This is a genomic window from Lentzea californiensis, assembly GCF_024648825.1.
GTDB classification, from domain to species: Bacteria; Actinomycetota; Actinomycetes; order Mycobacteriales; family Pseudonocardiaceae; genus Lentzea; species Lentzea californiensis.
In genome coordinates this window covers 30,598-46,235 of sequence record NZ_JANBBE010000020.1, presented here as the reverse complement: position 1 = coordinate 46,235, position 15,638 = coordinate 30,598, and the positions used below count along the sequence as shown (strand labels likewise).

Sequence of the window (15,638 nt, the reverse complement as noted above, 5' to 3'; positions counted from 1 at the left end):
GCCCTCGTCACCGGAGCAGTGAGGACGTCGCAGGCGAAGTCCACGACCCGTAGCGAAGGGACCCAGCATGACCAAGGGTGTGCAGACCAACAGCGTGAGCAGCACTGCTGTCGTCGTCGACGGCAGTTCCGGCCACCTCGTCGACGCGGTGCTCCACGGCGGCCCCGCCGACCTGCCGCAGGAGACGCGAGCACAGCGGGTGCGCCGCGAGGAGAAGAAGGTCAAGATCCCGCACTACGGCGGGCACGAGCACTTCGAACGGGACGGCGCCACGCTCGACGGGTGCACCGAGGTGGTGTTCCGCTGGATCGGACGCACTCGCGTCGCCGAGTGAGGCGGAACGCCTCGTCGCCGCCGATGCCGCAGGCCGTGAAGCCTGCGGCATCGGCGGCTCAGTCCATGGTCGCCGTGCGGGACGGGTCTAGAAACCTGTCAATTCCCTGGCGTTCCACGAGTGCGGTACCGCCGCGTCCTCCAGCGGGGGACGAGCGATGTTGGTGACGTAGTTCGACATCGCCGAGATGGCCACCGCGGTGATCACCTCCAGCACCTGCTCGCCGGTGAATCCCGCCGCCTGGAAGGCCGCCACCTCCGCTTCGTCCACCTTTCCGCGCAGTTCGATCAGTGACTGGGTGAACGAGGACAGCGCCGCCATACGCCGATTCCTCGGCAGCACGCCCCGGCGGATCGCGTCCACCGCGGCCGGCTCGACACCCTCCGCGAGAGCCTCCATCGTGTGGAACGCGACCGCCCACTCGCTGCGGTTCGCGACCGCGTTGGACAGCAACAGGACCTGCTGCTCGTCCGGGGTGAAAGTCCCGTCGCCGCGGAAGTATCCGCAGGCGGAGAAGAACGTGTTGATCAGCGCCGGCGCGTTCGCCATCAGGCCGACGTCCGCTGGTACGAACCCGCCCGCACTGCGGAGAACCTCGAACTGTTCTTCTGCCGATTCGGCGACGTCGCCTGCGTTCCGCGTGTGGTGACTGATCATGTTGGATTCTCCGAGTTCCGTGGGCAGGGGACTGCGCGCAACTTCGACTCAGGCGGTCCGGAAGTTGCCGGTTCGGCTCACGGTCCGATGAAACACCCATGAAACGAGACTGCTGTTACCGCACGCTTGTGAGAATTCGCCCGGGTTGTGCCCGGTTCACGAGCACAGGTCGATCAGAGACTGTCCGGACAAAGCCCGAAACCCAGCGGCATCGTCCAGTGCCGCTGGGCTCGAAGACATCAGTGCCACGTGCTACGAAGATTTCGCGAGTGCGAGCTGCTCCAGCTCCTTGCGGTTCGGCTTCCCGTTCCGGTTCAGCGGAAACCGCTCGAGCACGCTCACCCGGTTCGGCTGTTCGTACTTCGGCAGGACGGTGTTGATCAGCTCACGCCAGTGGGCCGGGTCGCGCTGCTGCTCGTCCTCCACGTAGAACACGAGCGTCGAGCCACGCCGGTCACACGGCAACGCCACGATCATCGCGACGCAGCCGTGCGCGGCCAGCGTGTGCTCGATGATCTCGGGGTGCAACGTGTACCCGTTGCGGTGCACGGCCGTCTTGCGGCCGGCCACGAACAGGTTCCCGTCGGTGTCGAGGTAGCCGAAGTCGTTGGTGGCGTACCACCCTCGCGCTACCGGCGCCACCGTGCCCTCCGGTCCGAGGTACCCCTCCATGAGGTCTGGGTCGAGCACCTCGATCTCACCGATCTGGCCTGCGGGGAGCTCCGCGCCGTCCTCTCCGCGGATCCGCACCGAGATACCGTCGACCGGCCGTCCCGTGCCGACCGGGTTGTCCGGCGTCGCGAACGCGACGTTGCCCATCTCGGTGCTGCCGTAGGAATCCAGCAACGGCAGGCCGTACACCTCGAACGCCTGCCGGGACAGGGCCGGGTCGAGTGGTGCGGCACCGCTGCACAGCATGCGGACGTCGCTGAAGGTGTCGGCGAACGCACCGCGCCTGTCCACGATGTTCAGGATGCTCTTGTAGGTGGCCGGTGTCGCGTCGACCACGGTCGCGCCCACCATCCCGGCGAGCCGCAGTGCGCGGTCGAGCCGGCGGTACGGGGCGATGACCAGTGAGCACCGCACGAGCCAGGCGATGAGGATCATCGAGATGCCGTATTGGTGGTTGAACGGCAACAGCGGGAGCAGGACGTCGTCGGAACGGTGCCCGACGAGATCCGCGTTCCGCCGCAGGTTCTTCAGGAACCGGGCGCCGTTCTTCACGACTCCCTTGGGCTCGCCGGTCGAGCCGGACGACCACATGATGATGCTGTCCGGCAGCTCGCACCACGCCGAGAAGTCGAGCACCGCGTCGGCCGGTTCACGGCCACAGGCACCGACCGCGAGCTCGTAGCAGTGGACGATCTCCTGATGATCCGAAATGGGGGCGTCGTCGTCGACGATGACCATCTTCACCGATGAACGAATGCAGGCCTGCGCGGTGTCATCGGCCTTCTGCTGGTGATCGACGAGCACCACCGACGCGCCCACGTGCATCAGCGCCAAAAGCGTGCTGAGGTAGGAAACGGAATTGTCGACCTTCAGCAACACGCGGTCGCCCAGGCCGAGTCCTCGGCCGCGCAGCACGTCTGCCGCGCAGAGAGCGCGCTCTTCGAGCTCGTCGAAAGTAAGGGTGACGTCCGGGGCGAACAATTTTGCCGACATTCGGATCAAACTCCTCCCAAACGACTAATGCAAAACAGGGTATTGCATGAAACCCCACCTCCCGCCCACTGCGCGGTAATCGCAGAACTGATTAGTCTTTCCTGGGACGCTGTTGCGGAAAATCGAGCGACCTCCGGCGACCTACGCCGTGCCACCGTTCGACGCACCCGCGGCAGACAGCGAGTTCTCCGCCGTGATCTTCTGCAGCACGGCCAGCGCCTTGCTCTCCCACAACGCGAGCCGCAGTTCCTGGAACGTCGTCATCGCCTGCTCCACGATGGCGGTCGCGTAGAACGTGTCCCCGCGCTCGGACACCAGCTGGGCGAGGTCGAGCTGGATCCGCGCGGCCCCGAACCGGTCGAGGTTCTCCTCGCACAGCCGGATCGCGCGCCGCAGCAGTCGCCCGGCCTCCGCGAACATGCGCATGCGGCCGTGGATCAGGCCGAGTGAGTGCAGCGCGTAGGTCTCGCCCACGGTGTCGCCGGAGCGCTGCACCATCGTGAGCACCGACGTGAGGAGCTGCTGCGCCTGCTCGTACCGCCCCTGCGCGAGCATCGCGCCGCCGAGCCGGTACAGCACCTGGGCTTCCACTCGCGGACTGGAGACCTCCCGGCACATGCCGAGGGCGTCGCCCAGCTGGCTGAACGCCAGTTCGTGCTCGCCGCGGTCGAGCGACAGCTGTGCCAGGTGCGACACGACGTGGGCCTGGCCGATGACGTCGCCCACCCGCTTGAAACCGGCCAGCGACTGCTCGAAGATCTGCCGCGAGACCTCGGGGCGGCCTTCGTTGTACTCCAGCAGCCCGAGGTTGCGGCGCGTCAACGCCAACCCGTGGGTGTCGTCGAGCTCGGTGAACAGTTCCAGCGCGGGCTCCAGGGCGGCGCGGGAGGCCTCCATGCGCCGCTGGCTGTGGTGCAGTGAACCGAGCGAGCACAGCAGGGCCGCGGTGCCACGCGTGTTGCCGGCCCTGCGCACGGCGTCCAAGGCGCGTTCGTGGGTGTGCTGCCAGTCGTCGAAGCAACTGCGGGTCTCGAACAACGTCACGAGCGTCATCGCCAGGTCCCAGCAGAGCTCGTCCAGGCCGGCGTCCGCGGCCTGCAGAACAGCGGCGCAGAGGTTCGCCCGCTCGCTCTCCAGCCAGCCCATCGGATCCTGCAGCACCTGGTCGACGTACTGCGCGTGTGGCTGCCAGCGCCTGCCTTGGCCGTGTAGCAGGGTGAAGTCGCCGCCGTAGAGGCGTTGGTGTGCTTGTTCGGCCATCGCGAGCCAGCCCCCGGCGACCCGCTCCACGGACGCCAGTTGCGTGGCAGGGGCCTCGTGCTCGGCGAGCTGTTCCTTGGCGTACAGGCGGATCAGGTCGTGGAAGCGGTACCGCGGCAGGCCTGTGACGTCGTTGCCCACCACGTCCAGCAGCTGTGCGTCGACGAGGCGCTCGACGAGGTCGAAACCGTGGTGTGGGTCGTCGGTGAGAGCCGTGGCCGTCCAGACGGGCAGGCTTTCGGTTTCGAGCAACGACATCAGCCGCATCACCCGGCGCGCGTCAGGTTCGAGGCCGTCATAGGTGAGCGACAGGCTGGCGCGCACGACCATGTCGCCGTGCGCGAGTTCGTCGAGGCGATGGCGTTCGTCAGCGAGACGACCGACCATCGAGGCGAGGGACCAGTGCGGACGAGCAGCGAGGCGCGCGCCGATGATGCGCAGCGCCAGTGGGAGCCCTCCCACGACCTCTATCAACGCTTCTACGGCGGCCGGTTCCCTTTCCAGGCGTTGTCTGCCGATGATGCGCCCCAGCAGCTCCCGCGCGTCGTCGGAGTTCATGAAGTCGACCTCGACCAAATGAGATCCGGCGAGACCGGTCAGGCGGGCCCTGCTCGTGACCATGACGCCGCACGTCGGCGAGCCCGGAAGTAGCTGGTGCACCTGCGACTCGCTGCCCGCGTCGTCCAGAACGACCAGCACGCGCCGGTTCGCGAGCATGCTGCGGTACATGTCCGCCCGTTCGTCGACGCCGTCGGGCAATGCCGAGCCCGCGGCACCCAGGGCGGAGAGGAAGCGGCCGAGAACTTCGGCCGGCGTGGCCGGTTGGGCCTGGGTACCGCGCAGGTCGCAGTAGAGCTGACCGTCCGGGTAGGTGTCGGCGGCGACGCGATGGGCCACGTGGACGGCGAGAGCGCTCTTACCGATGCCCGCCTTGCCGGAGATGTTCACCACGTGCATCGTCATGTGGTCGCCGGACAGCACGTTCTCGGCGCGCGCCACCACGTCCTGACGGCCGATGAAGTCCGAGGTCGTGGCCGGGAGCTGGTGCGGTGACACGACGTTGTGCGCGGCGACCAGAGCCGGTTCGTCCTGGTCGAGTCGCAGCACCTTGTCATCGGTGAGGATCGCCGTCTCGAGCCTGCGCAGGTGGTCGCTCGGTTCGAGGCCGAGACGTTCGATGAACAGGTCCCGGCCCGCCCGGTAGACCTCGAGAGCCTCGGACTGCCGGCCGGAGCGGTAGAGCGCGAGCATCAAGTGCCCCCGCGGGCGCTCTCTCAGCGGGTTTTCGGTCACCATGCTCTGCAATTCATCGACGAGTGCGTGGTGGCGGCCGAGCGACAATTCGATTTCGACGCAGTTCTCCAGCGCCGAAAGGCGTTTCTCGTCGAGTCGCAGTGCCTTGTTCTGCAACGTGGCACCGGCCCCGCTGAGCGCCGGCCCGCGCCACAGGGCCAATGCCGAGCGCAGAACCGTCGAAGCCTCTTCAGGGCGGCCCTGGCGCACGGCGAGGTCGGAGATGGCGACGCGGCGTTCGAACAGGAAGACGTCGATCTTGTCTGCGGCGACCCGCAGCAGGTAGCCCGGTTGACGGGTCTCGATCTGGGCGTCGACACCGGCACTCTTGAACTCCCGCCGGAGCGCGGACACGCAGATCTGGATCTGCGCTCGCGCGGTCGACGGCGGGCTGTGCTCCCACACGGCGTCGATCAACTGGTCCATGCCGACGACGCGATTGGCTTCGAGCAGCAATGCACTCAGGACGGTCCTCTGACGTCGCGGTGGCATCGATATCTGCTCTTTTGACCCGACTACCTCGATCGTTCCCAGTAGTTTGAAGATCAGTCCCTCGTCAGGGGCGAGGCTCATGGTCGGCGACCCCTCGTGCCTTCATCCACAATGCGTCGGTCGCTTTGCCTTCTTCTGGTCAGGACAGCCGATGTCGCGCAAGTATTTCCGCGAGGGTCCTCCAGGGGGTGAACCTGTTGTGAGTGACCCTCGCATCTAGCATGTGACCTGTACGAAGTTAACCGCGGCGACGAAAGCTGTCAAGATCTTCTTGTGTATCAATACGCGATCCACCACAATGCGCCGGCTCTCGGCGCGCATCTCACTTGGACATGATCATCTTCTGCATGTCACCTCATATTAACTTGTGCGCACGTATCTAAAACTCGTCACCGCGGAGACCGGCTTCGTGGTAATTGTGCGGCGTGCCGATGAGTAGTCTGAACGTCTCATCGTCGCTGGATCGCACGGCGCGAGCTGCTCGTTCGAATCGCTGAACGTTTCCGGTCGTTGCATGTGCTGCAACACATTCTCAGGATTGAGGCCGACGACGTGGTATCGGTAGCGCATTGACTGGCGAGTCAGTTATTCGGATGTCTCATCGGCTCGCTGACCACTGCTATCACTGCCAATTGATACGGGTGAGGATGCGCGATAGAACGACGATGGGCGGCACTTCTAACTTCGTTCCCAGGCGCCGCCAGGAGGTGCTGCACCACAACTCGGGCCGAAACCCGATCAGCTAATAGGAGACCGACATGTTCCGCAAAGCGACCGCAGTCGCCCTGGTTCTCTCCGCCGTTCCGGCGGTGCTGACGATGACCTTCCTCGCCGGCATCGCGCAGGCCGACGACGCCCGGCGGGGTGATGGCGTCGGGTGCACCGCCCGGTGGACTCAGATCGCCGCCGACGGAGACACGCCCTGGGCATCGGTCACATCCACCGACACCCCGTGGGGACGGTCCATCCCGGCTTCTGGCCATTCGTTCGGCGGAGACGCTTCGCAGTGCGGCGACACCCCCTGGGGCTGACCTGTCCTCCGCGTCCGGACAACCACGATGGAGACCAGAACCATGCGATTCCACCTGTTGGGCTCACTGGAAGTTCTCGACGGCGACTTACCCGTGCCTCTGGGCGGCGTCAAGCAGCGCGCGGCTCTGGGGTTCCTGCTGTTGCAGGCCAACCGAGTGGTGGCGACGAGCAAGTTGCTGCACGCGTTGTGGCCGCGGGACGTCCCGCCCACGGCGCGCAAGATGCTCCAGAACGCCGTTTCGGGGCTGCGGGGCGTTCTCGCGTCGCACGGCGGCAACCCCGACGGTGCGCCGATGCTGCTGACCCACGCGCCGGGATACCTGCTGCGCGTGGACCAGAACTCCCTCGACCTGTCGCGCTTCCAGCAGCTGGCCGAACAGGGGAGGGGTGAACTCGCCGCGGGCAACTGGCCCGCTGCCGCGAAGGTGCTCCGCGGCGCACTGGGTCTGTGGCGCGGACCGGTGCTCGCGGACCTCGCCGAGACCGGGATCAACTGGCCGGAGCTGACCGCCATCAAGGACTGGAGGCTGGCGGTGCAGGAGGACTGCTTCGAGGCGGAGCTCGCCTGCGGCAGGCACGGGGAGATCATCGGCGAGCTCGAGTCGCTGATCGAGCTGGAGCCGTACCGCGAACGGCTGGGCGGCCAGCTGATGCTCGCGCTGTACCGGTGTGGCCGCCAGGTGGACGCGCTGAGCGTCTACCGCCGCACGCGGGCGGCACTGGTGGCGGAACTCGGCCTCGAACCAGGTCGCGAGCTGCAGGAACTCGAGCGCGCGATCCTCGACCACACGCCCACACTGGACCTTCCGTCGTCGGTGCGACGCAGGCACCTGCTCGCCGTCGGCCAGGACCCCGCTCCCGTGCGTGCACCGGTCGCGATCACGCGGCCCGCCGCCGTGGAGCCCGTCGCTCCGGCGGTCGTCGTGGACGCGCCGGACCTGGCGACCGCGGAGCGGAAGCTCGTGAGCGTCGTGATGGTGTCCGCCCAGCTCGGTCTCGCGGCCGGTGACGGTGACCCGGAGGACGTCGACGCGGTGCACCAGGAGGTCGCTTCCGTCGTCTCCGCCGAGGTGTCCCGGCTGGGCGGTGTCGTCGGCGGAAGCGTCGGCTCCGTGTTCCTGGCCCTGTTCGGTGCGCCCAGGACCGCCGAGGACGACGCCGATCGCGCCGTACGTGCCTCCGTCGCCATCCGCGACCGGCTGGACGCCGTCGCCGAGGTGCAGATCGGCGTGGCGACGGGCAACGCTCTCGTCCGCCTGCCTTCGTCGGGCATCCCCACCGCCAGTGGCGTCCTGCTCGACCAGTGCCGTCAGCTGATGGCGTCGGCACCACTGGGTGCGGTGCGTGCGTGCGACTCGACCCGTGACGCCGCCGATTCCGTGATCTGGGAGGACGACAGCGCCCCGGCGGGAGGCTGGCAGGCGATCTCGTGCGTGTCACCGCGTGGTGCGACCCGCCGCCCTCAGGCCGCCGTACCGTTCGTGGAACGCGAGCGCGAGCTGATGGTGCTGCAAGGGCTTCTCGAAGAGGTCCGCACGCGTCGCCGCCCGCACTTCGTGACCGTGCTCGGCGAGGCCGGCATGGGCAAGACGCGGCTCGTCAACGAACTCGCCACCTCGAGCACGACAGCTTTTCGTGGCACCGCGACGGCTTTCGGCGACGACCACGGCTACGGGCCGCTGGCCGACGTCGTGAGCGGGTTCTCCTCCTTCCCGACCCTGCACGCCGACCTCGTGAGGCTGGTCGGCGTCGGTGAGCTCGCCGACCGGCTGCACGCGAGCCTGGCCTGGCTGGACGATCCCGGCACGGAGGTGCGGCCGGACTTCCCGGCGTGGCGGCGGTTCCTGGAGGAGGTCGCGGAATCCGAACCGCTGATCGTGCTGCTGGAGGACGTGCACTGGGCGAACGACGTGGTCCTCGACTTCGTGGAGGAGTTGAGCGAGAACGCCGGTTCCGTGCCGTTGCTGGTGATCGCGACCGCGCGACCGGAGCTGCTGCAGCGCCGGCCCTCGTGGTTCGGCGGCAAGCGCAACGCCACCACGATCAGCCTGGAACCGCTGTCCCACAACGGGACTCGTCAACTGCTGGACTCGCTGCTGCAGGCACGGGAGTTGCCGTCCGAACTGTGGCAGGTACTCGTGTCGTGCGCCAGCGGCAACCCGCTGTTCGCCACCGAGTACGCCGGCATGGTGGCAGACGCGCCCACGCCGTTGCTGCAGAACGAGATCTCGCTGCCGGTGCCGTCCTCGGTGCGCGGGGTGCTGACCACCCAGCTCGACTCGCTGCCGATCGAGGTGAAGGCGGTTCTGCAGGACGCCGCACTCTCCGGTGATCTCGTGTCACCCAGTTCGGTGGCCGCGACGGGTCAGCGCGACGCCTTCGAGGTCGCCAAGGCGCTGGAGTTGCTGGAACAGCGGGACTTCCTGCGCCGTCAGGGCCGCAACAGCGAGACCGGCGAGATCGAGTACGGGTTCCGGCACCTGCTCGTGCGCGACGTCGTCACCGAGCAGATCCCGCGTGCCGAGCGGGCGTCGAAGCACGAACGGGCGCGCGTGTGGTTCGACCAGCTGGCGCTCGACCTCACCGACCGCCGGGCTGGATGACCCGCCGGAACGCTGAACGCCGGGCCGCGTCCCACCCCAGCGCGGCCCGGCGTTCAGCTCCGTCTTCGCCGTTGACCACCTGAAGCAGGTGGTCAACGGCTTTCGTTCGTGGGGGGCCGGCTGGTTCAAGCGCTGGTTTGCTCAGCCAGCGAGTGCACGTTCCGCCGCAGAACGTCCATCAGGACGTCCGGCGTTGTGCGCTGCGGGTGCAGGACCGCCTGCATGGTGAGTCCGTCCAGCAGTGCGCTCAGCCGGAGGCACTCGATGCCGAGGTCCAGCCCCGCGGGCAATGCACCCCGGCCGATGGCCTGCTCGAGGATTTCGGTGATCAAGCTGCGCGTGTGCTCGTGGTGTTCGTCCGCGACCACGTGGAGCGCCGGCTGTGTCCGCGCGGCACCGGCGAAGGCCAGCCAGGCGCCCAGGTCCTCCCTGCGCGCCCGGTCGAGTGGAAGGAGCTCGGCCAGCAGTTCCGCGGCCAGAGCAGTGCTGCTGAGACCGCCGGCGGGCAGTCGGTCGAGGCGGGCGGCCACTCGCTGCCTGATGCGCCGGCCGAGCTCGCGCATGCTGAAGGCCACCAGTTCGGCGTGACTGTCGAAATAGTGCCGGATCGCTCCGACGGAGAGTCCGGTCTCGTCCGCGAGGTTGCGCAGGGAGGCGCCTTCGACACCCGTTCGGATCATGATCCGAACGACGGCGTCGCCGACGGCCTTCCTCCGCTCTCCTGGGATCACTACCTTCGGCATGGTTTCCTTCGTGGCCCGTTGCTGTTGGTTCTCGAAGAACTGCTCAGGTGCCGAGTGCGGAGTCCGGTTCGCGCACCGGTTCTGGCTCGATGACCTTGGGAACTCCGCGCAGGTACCTCGAAACGACGAGGGCGAGGAGGACCGTGATGGCGGCGCTGAAGATCATGCTCGTCCGGATGCCGCTGAGGTACGCCTCGTTGGCGGCGGTCTGGACGGCGGTGGCGGCCGGCTCCGGCAGGCCGGTGGCGACGGCCGCGCTGAACGACTCGTGGACCCGCTCGGCGACCTCCCGCGGAACACCCTGGGGTACGACGAGCTGCGCTCGGTAGATCCCGGAGAGAACGCTGCCGACGATGGCGATTCCGAGCGAACCGCCCAGCTCGTACGCGGTCACCGAGATCGCGGCGGCGGCGCCGGCGCGATCCCGGGGAACAGTGCCGAGGATCGTGTCACCGGTGACCGTCAGGGTGAGCCCCGCGCCCGCGCCGACCGCGATCTGCGCGACGACGACCAAGCCGTACGGCGAATACACCTGGACGGTGCCGAGCATGCCGAAACCGATCGCGATGAGAACCAGACCCAGCGCCACCGCGTTCCCGCGGCCGAGTCTGTTGATCGCCGTCGCGGCGAGCACGCCGCCCGCCACCACGGCTGCCAGCGCTCCCGGCACGTACGCGAATCCTGCCTTCAGCGGCGTCCATTCGAGGATCAGCTGGAAGTACTGGCTGATGATGAAACCGAACGCCGACAGGGTGAACACTGCGATCAGGTTGGACCCCACGGAAGCGGTGAACTCCCGGCTCTGGAACAGCCGCAGGTCGATCAGCGGAACGGGCAGCCGCAGCTGGCGCCGTGCGAACAGTCCCAGTGCGAGAACCCCCAGGACCAGAGCGCTCAGCACGTCCGGGTGCCACAGACCCACGTGGAAGACGGACTTGATCGTGTAGACCACCGCGACCACGCCGACCACGGACAGCAGCACGCTGGCGAGGTCCAGCGGCAGTCGTCGCGGCGCGCGCGACTCCGGTATGAACCTGGCCGCGGCGAGGATCAACAGGGCGATCGGGACGTTCACCAGGAACACCGAACCCCACCAGAACTGGTTCAGCAGGAGCCCGCCGAGGATGGGGCCGACCGCGAAACCCGCTGCGGAAACGCCCGCGCTGGCGCCCACCGCGGCCGTGCGAGCCCGTTGCGTGGTGAACACGACACGCAACAAGGACGTTGTTGCGGGCAATATCGCCGCTCCTGCCACGCCCAGCAAGGCCCGCGCGGCGATCAGCAGTTCGGCGGTCGGCGCATACGCCGTCAGCACGGAGGCCACCGCGAACGCGATGACACCGCACACCAGCATCCTCCGCCGCCCCACCCGGTCGCCCAGGTTGCCCATGGTGACCAGAAGGCCCGCCATCGTGAACCCGTAGATGTCGACGATCCACAGCATCGACACGTTGGAAGCGCCGAGCTCAACGGTCAGCTCGGGCACCGCCAGGTACAGCACGGTCATGTCCACCGTGACGATCAGCTGCGCGAGGCACGACGCGAAGATCGTCGCGTAGCCCGCCGCCCGGCTGTTCATGCGACGACCGCCGCGACACGGCGGCGGCGAGAAGTTCGAACACACACGTGGTGCCCGTGCGATCCTTTGCGTCGCTCGGCTCGGCACATCTGCAACTCCGGAGTTGTCTAGGTCCAGGGCACGCGATCGCGCCGAGGATTCGCTGGTCTTTCTTGAGGCGCGGGCAGAACGCGTTTATCCCGGTCTCGAACCCGTCGGATCTCAGAACCTCACACGACGGAACTCAGCCGAAGATGTCGTCGAGGAATCCCCACTTGTCCTTTTTCTTCTTCTTTCCGCGAGAGTCCCTGCTCTCGCCGAAGAAGTCGTCGTCGTCGCCCCAGAAGTCGTCCTTCTTCTTGTGGGACGGCGGCGCCGGGTGGTGCGGTGCCGACATCGGCGCAGGCTGGTAGGGCGGCGGGGCCGCCTGGGAAGAGGAAGCCTGACGAGACTCGGCAGACTGCAGATGGGCGCGGTAGGACAGCAGGATCTGCTCCAACTCGCCGTTGTCGAGGTAGATGCCCCGGCAGTTCTCGCACTGCTCGAGGTGAATACCGTCCCGGTCGAAGGTGTGCATGGCGTGTTGACATTTCGGGCAGATCATGGGGCGAGGATAGGGCGATTCACCCACGGGGTCCCCACTCGTCCTCCTGTGGTGGTAACCGTCCGGTAATCGCGCACCCATCCGACGCACATGACGGGAGTCGGCTCTGGGGCAGTGGGTCCGGGTCCGCGCATCGCGGCGAGCGGAACGTCTGTCGAAAGGCAGACGCGCCGGCGTGCTCCGGGTGGTCGAATCGGTGCATGAAAGCACTGATGACACTCTTGGCCGCGGTCGGTGTGCTCGCAGGAGGCGCAGCGCCTGCCACCGCTGCCGAGGGCGTGACGTGGCGGGAGTGCCACGACGGGCTGCGGTGCGGCGAAGTCCTGGTCCCCGCCGACTGGACCCGTCCGGCCGGCGGCACCAGGATCGCCGTGCCGCTGCTGAAGATCCCGGCTCGGGAGCGGAAGGCCGGTGTTCTTCTGCTCAACCCCGGTGGCCCAGGGGCGGCCATCGCCAACTTCGCGTTTCCGGGCTACCGCGACCAGTTCGCCGACCTCGCGGCGCGGTTCGACGTCGTGGTGTTCGACCCGCGGGGCATGGGCGTCGCCTGTCCGAGCCCGAACCCTGCTCCGCTGTCCTCGCCGGTGACCGAGTCCGCCCACCGCGAGTACGCCGCCGCCAACGGCCGGTTCGCGGCGGACTGCGCGGAGACGATGGACGCGTACCGGGGGCGTCTCAACGCTCGTCAGGTCGCGCACGACATGGACGCCGTCCGGCGTGCGCTGGGTGAGCGCCGGCTCGACTACTTCGGCAACTCGTACGGCACGGTGTACGGGCAGTTGTACGCGGAGCTGTTCGGCCACCGGGTCGGGCGGATGTACCTGGACAGCGTGCTGGACCACACCCGGCGGGACCCGGCTGAGTGGGCTCGGGCCGGTGCCGTCGCGGCGGAGGGCAACCTCCACCGGATGGCGCGGTGGTGCGCGGCCGACGCCGGTTGCGCACTGCACGGCAAGGACGTGATCACCGTGTGGGACCGCGTCCTGTCCACGCCCGGCATGGAGGTGTCCGCGGTCCTCAGATGGGCTGCGGCACGGATCGGCAACGACAGGGGCTGGCCCGCGTTGACCACCGGACTCGCGCAGCTGGAGGCCGGCGACACGACGGCGATCACACCGCGACCCGGCCCGTCCGACGTCGGTCTCGCGCGGACGGCGTTCTGCGCGGACTTCCCCTTCCCGCGCGACTTCCCGGCCGTGCAAGGGGTGCAGGACCGGTTGCGCGCGGCCGCGCCCCGGCTGGGGTGGGCGGCGGCACCGTGGCGGGTCTCCGGGCACTGCGCGGGTGTGCCCGGGGAAGGGCTCAACCCGCCGGCCGCGTTGTCCGCGATGCCGAACGTGCTGGTGGCGAACGGCGAGCACGATCCGTTGACCCCCGCCGAGCACGGTCGCAGGGTCGCCGCTCAGCTGGGAGGCGCGTACCTGCCCGTGGAGGGCAACCACGGGCTCTACCTCAACGGCAACGCCTGCGTCCGCGACCACGTGCACCGCTATTTCCTGACAGGGGAGCTGCCCGCGCCGGACGCGCGGTGCGGCTCACCCGTCTGACCTGGCCGTGTACAACTGGATGATGGATGACCGCCGGGTGCCCGGTTCCACCGGCCGCCCGGCGGGACCGTGCTCGTTCCCGCGGCCGTTCCCGGAGCGGCTGCGCGACACCATCGGAGGCGACGCGTTGCTCGCCGGTGCGGCCGCGGTCGTCGTGTCGGTGCTCGGGCTGGTCGAACACCGCTCCGCGAGCCCGGCCGTCATGCTCGCCGCATCGGTCGCGGTGGCGGTCCCTTTGCTGCTGCGGCGCCGTTTTCCCTTGGTCACGGCCTTCGCATGCGCCGTGATCGTGGTCGTCATCGCCGTGCCGGACTGGTCCGGGCGCCTGGTCGCCATGGCCGCGTTCGGTTCCGCCGCGTACCACCGTCCGCGGCCGGCGGTGTTCGTTCTGGCCGTGGGGTGGTTCCTCGTCCTGTCCGTGGCCGGAGTTCGCTCACCGGCGGCCGCGACCTGGACGGACCTGCTCCTCCTCGGCATCGCGCCGATCGCCGTCGGCTACGCCCTGCGCATGCACCGCGACCGCGCCGACCACGCCGAAAGCCTCTACCGGGAGGAGACCCGCAGCGTGATCGCCGAGGAGCACGCCCGCATCGCCCGCGAGGTGCACGACGCGGTCGGCCACCACCTCACCGTGATCCGGATGCAGGCCAACGCCGTCCGGCACGTCGTCCGCTCCCTGCCGCCGGTCGCCGACCGGGCGCTGGCCACGATCGCCGAGATCTCGGCCACCGCGCTCACCGAGGTCCGCGACGTTCTGGCCGCACTGCCCACGCACGGCACCACGCTGACCGACCTGGACGCCCTCGTGAACCACGTGACCGGCCCGAACCGCACCGTGACCCTCACCAGGGACGGCCCGCCGCCGGACGGCCTGCCGCCACTGGTCGACCACGCCGGTTACCGGCTGGCCCAGGAGGCGCTCACCAACGCGATGCGCCACTCCGACGCGACGAGGGTCGACCTGCACCTCCACCACACACCGGACGCCGTCGTGATCACCGTGGCGGACAACGGTTCCACCACGCCCGGCCCGACGGCCGACGGCTCCGGCCTGCGAGGCGTCCGGGAACGGACCCGGCTGCTCGGCGGAACCCTGCGGATAGAGCCGAACCGGCCCAGCGGCTGGCTCGTCGAAGCCCGGCTCCCGCTGGGGGAGGAGCGGTGATCCGCACACTGATCGCCGACGACCAGGAGCCCGCGCGATGGGCACTGCGCCTGGTCCTCGACGCCGAACCGGACATCGAAGTGGTCGACGAGGCCGCGGACGGCGCCGAAGCCGTCGACAAGGCCCGGTTGCTGTGCGTGGACGTGGTGGTGCTCGACCTGCGGATGCCGCGGATGGACGGTGTGGCGGCCATCCGCCGGATCACCGAGTCGGTCAACCCCGCGCCCGCCTTGGTCGCGCTGACCACGTTCGACGTCGACGAGTACCTGTTCGGCGCGCTGCAGGCAGGCGCGGCGGGCTTCGTGCTCAAGGACAGCGAACCGGCGCTGCTCGTCGAGGCGGTCCGCGCGGCGTCGAAGGGGCAGGGCCTGATCGACCCGCAGGTCACCCGCCGTGCCATCCGGCGGTTCGCGCAGACCGCGCCCCGGCCCGCACCGGCCGGGCTGAACCTGCTCACCCCACGCGAACTGGAGGTGCTGAGGCACGTGGCGCGCGGGCTCAGCAACGCCGAGATCGCCCGTGCCCTGACCGTCGGCGAAGGCACGGTCAAGACCCACGTGGCGCGTGCGCTCGCCAAACTCGGCCTGCGCACCCGCGTGCACCTGGTGATCTACGCCTACGAGCACGCCATCGTGAGCACCACCTGATCCTGATCGGCAGCAGGCGCCACGTGACGTGGAACTCG

12 protein-coding genes are annotated in these 15,638 nt (G+C 68.6%); 6 read left to right on the top strand and 6 right to left on the bottom strand.

Annotated features, from left to right (window positions below; genetic code table 11):
- Positions 1-67 precede the first annotated feature (67 nt).
- Positions 68-334: a DUF5988 family protein gene (locus LX88_RS41345; protein ID WP_258953204.1), complete on the top strand. Its 267-nt coding sequence runs from the start codon at positions 68-70 to the stop codon at positions 332-334.
- A gap of 87 nt (positions 335-421) precedes the next feature.
- Here LX88_RS41345 and LX88_RS41340 read toward each other — a convergent pair whose 3' ends face one another.
- The 3 genes from LX88_RS41340 to LX88_RS41330 form a co-directional block, all read right to left on the bottom strand.
- Positions 422-991 (bottom strand): carboxymuconolactone decarboxylase family protein, encoded by a 570-nt coding sequence (locus LX88_RS41340; protein WP_258953203.1) that lies wholly within the window; start codon positions 989-991, stop codon positions 422-424.
- A gap of 252 nt (positions 992-1,243) precedes the next feature.
- On the bottom strand, positions 1,244-2,656 hold the full coding sequence (locus LX88_RS41335) for a class I adenylate-forming enzyme family protein (protein ID WP_258953202.1): 1,413 nt from the start codon (positions 2,654-2,656) through the stop codon (positions 1,244-1,246).
- A gap of 141 nt (positions 2,657-2,797) precedes the next feature.
- The gene (locus LX88_RS41330) at positions 2,798-5,635 is read right to left on the bottom strand and encodes an AfsR/SARP family transcriptional regulator (protein ID WP_372511530.1); all 2,838 of its coding nucleotides are present in this window, start codon (positions 5,633-5,635) and stop codon (positions 2,798-2,800) included.
- 824 nt (positions 5,636-6,459) lie between these two features.
- On the opposite strand from LX88_RS41330, the gene LX88_RS41325 reads away from it, so the two are divergent.
- Both LX88_RS41325 and LX88_RS41320 read left to right on the top strand, forming a co-directional pair.
- Complete coding sequence (locus tag LX88_RS41325) at positions 6,460-6,732, top strand: hypothetical protein (RefSeq protein ID WP_258953200.1); 273 nt, start codon at positions 6,460-6,462, stop codon at positions 6,730-6,732.
- 42 nt (positions 6,733-6,774) lie between these two features.
- Complete coding sequence (locus LX88_RS41320; protein ID WP_258953199.1) at positions 6,775-9,336, top strand: ATP-binding protein; 2,562 nt, start codon at positions 6,775-6,777, stop codon at positions 9,334-9,336.
- Between the two features lie 125 nt (positions 9,337-9,461).
- Here LX88_RS41320 and LX88_RS41315 read toward each other — a convergent pair whose 3' ends face one another.
- The 3 genes from LX88_RS41315 to LX88_RS41305 all read right to left on the bottom strand — a co-directional run bounded on the left by LX88_RS41315 (position 9,462) and on the right by LX88_RS41305 (position 12,241).
- Positions 9,462-10,079 (bottom strand): TetR/AcrR family transcriptional regulator, encoded by a 618-nt coding sequence (locus tag LX88_RS41315; RefSeq protein ID WP_258953198.1) that lies wholly within the window; start codon positions 10,077-10,079, stop codon positions 9,462-9,464.
- A gap of 43 nt (positions 10,080-10,122) precedes the next feature.
- Entirely contained in the window at positions 10,123-11,658 is a 1,536-nt protein-coding gene (locus tag LX88_RS41310) for an MFS transporter (protein WP_258953197.1), read from the bottom strand.
- A 223-nt stretch (positions 11,659-11,881) separates the two neighbouring features.
- Positions 11,882-12,241 (bottom strand): TFIIB-type zinc ribbon-containing protein, encoded by a 360-nt coding sequence (locus tag LX88_RS41305; RefSeq protein WP_258953196.1) that lies wholly within the window; start codon positions 12,239-12,241, stop codon positions 11,882-11,884.
- A 212-nt stretch (positions 12,242-12,453) separates the two neighbouring features.
- Between LX88_RS41305 and LX88_RS41300 the strand changes: the two genes are divergently transcribed.
- The 3 genes from LX88_RS41300 to LX88_RS41290 are packed head-to-tail and all read left to right on the top strand — an operon-like array spanning position 12,454 to position 15,600.
- Positions 12,454-13,788, top strand: coding sequence for an alpha/beta fold hydrolase (locus LX88_RS41300; protein ID WP_258953195.1), 1,335 nt, complete (start codon positions 12,454-12,456; stop codon positions 13,786-13,788).
- A 22-nt stretch (positions 13,789-13,810) separates the two neighbouring features.
- Positions 13,811-14,953: a sensor histidine kinase gene (locus tag LX88_RS41295; protein WP_258953194.1), complete on the top strand. Its 1,143-nt coding sequence runs from the start codon at positions 13,811-13,813 to the stop codon at positions 14,951-14,953.
- Complete coding sequence (locus LX88_RS41290; protein ID WP_258953193.1) at positions 14,950-15,600, top strand: response regulator; 651 nt, start codon at positions 14,950-14,952, stop codon at positions 15,598-15,600. Before LX88_RS41295 ends, LX88_RS41290 begins: the two co-directional genes overlap by 4 nt.
- Positions 15,601-15,638 lie beyond the last annotated feature (38 nt).

What these genes read in the sequence shown, in the direction of transcription:
- LX88_RS41345 (WP_258953204.1), top strand. Translation starts at nt 68, where the DNA reads ATGACCAAGGGTGTGCAGACCAACAGCGTGAGCAGCACTGCTGTCGTC.
- LX88_RS41340 (WP_258953203.1), bottom strand. Translation starts at nt 991, where the DNA reads ATGATCAGTCACCACACGCGGAACGCAGGCGACGTCGCCGAATCGGCA.
- LX88_RS41335 (WP_258953202.1), bottom strand. Translation starts at nt 2,656, where the DNA reads ATGTCGGCAAAATTGTTCGCCCCGGACGTCACCCTTACTTTCGACGAG.
- LX88_RS41330 (WP_372511530.1), bottom strand. Translation starts at nt 5,635, where the DNA reads ATGGACCAGTTGATCGACGCCGTGTGGGAGCACAGCCCGCCGTCGACC.
- LX88_RS41325 (WP_258953200.1), top strand. Translation starts at nt 6,460, where the DNA reads ATGTTCCGCAAAGCGACCGCAGTCGCCCTGGTTCTCTCCGCCGTTCCG.
- LX88_RS41320 (WP_258953199.1), top strand. Translation starts at nt 6,775, where the DNA reads ATGCGATTCCACCTGTTGGGCTCACTGGAAGTTCTCGACGGCGACTTA.
- LX88_RS41315 (WP_258953198.1), bottom strand. Translation starts at nt 10,079, where the DNA reads ATGCCGAAGGTAGTGATCCCAGGAGAGCGGAGGAAGGCCGTCGGCGAC.
- LX88_RS41310 (WP_258953197.1), bottom strand. Translation starts at nt 11,658, where the DNA reads ATGAACAGCCGGGCGGCGGGCTACGCGACGATCTTCGCGTCGTGCCTC.
- LX88_RS41305 (WP_258953196.1), bottom strand. Translation starts at nt 12,241, where the DNA reads ATGATCTGCCCGAAATGTCAACACGCCATGCACACCTTCGACCGGGAC.
- LX88_RS41300 (WP_258953195.1), top strand. Translation starts at nt 12,454, where the DNA reads ATGACACTCTTGGCCGCGGTCGGTGTGCTCGCAGGAGGCGCAGCGCCT.
- LX88_RS41295 (WP_258953194.1), top strand. Translation starts at nt 13,811, where the DNA reads ATGGATGACCGCCGGGTGCCCGGTTCCACCGGCCGCCCGGCGGGACCG.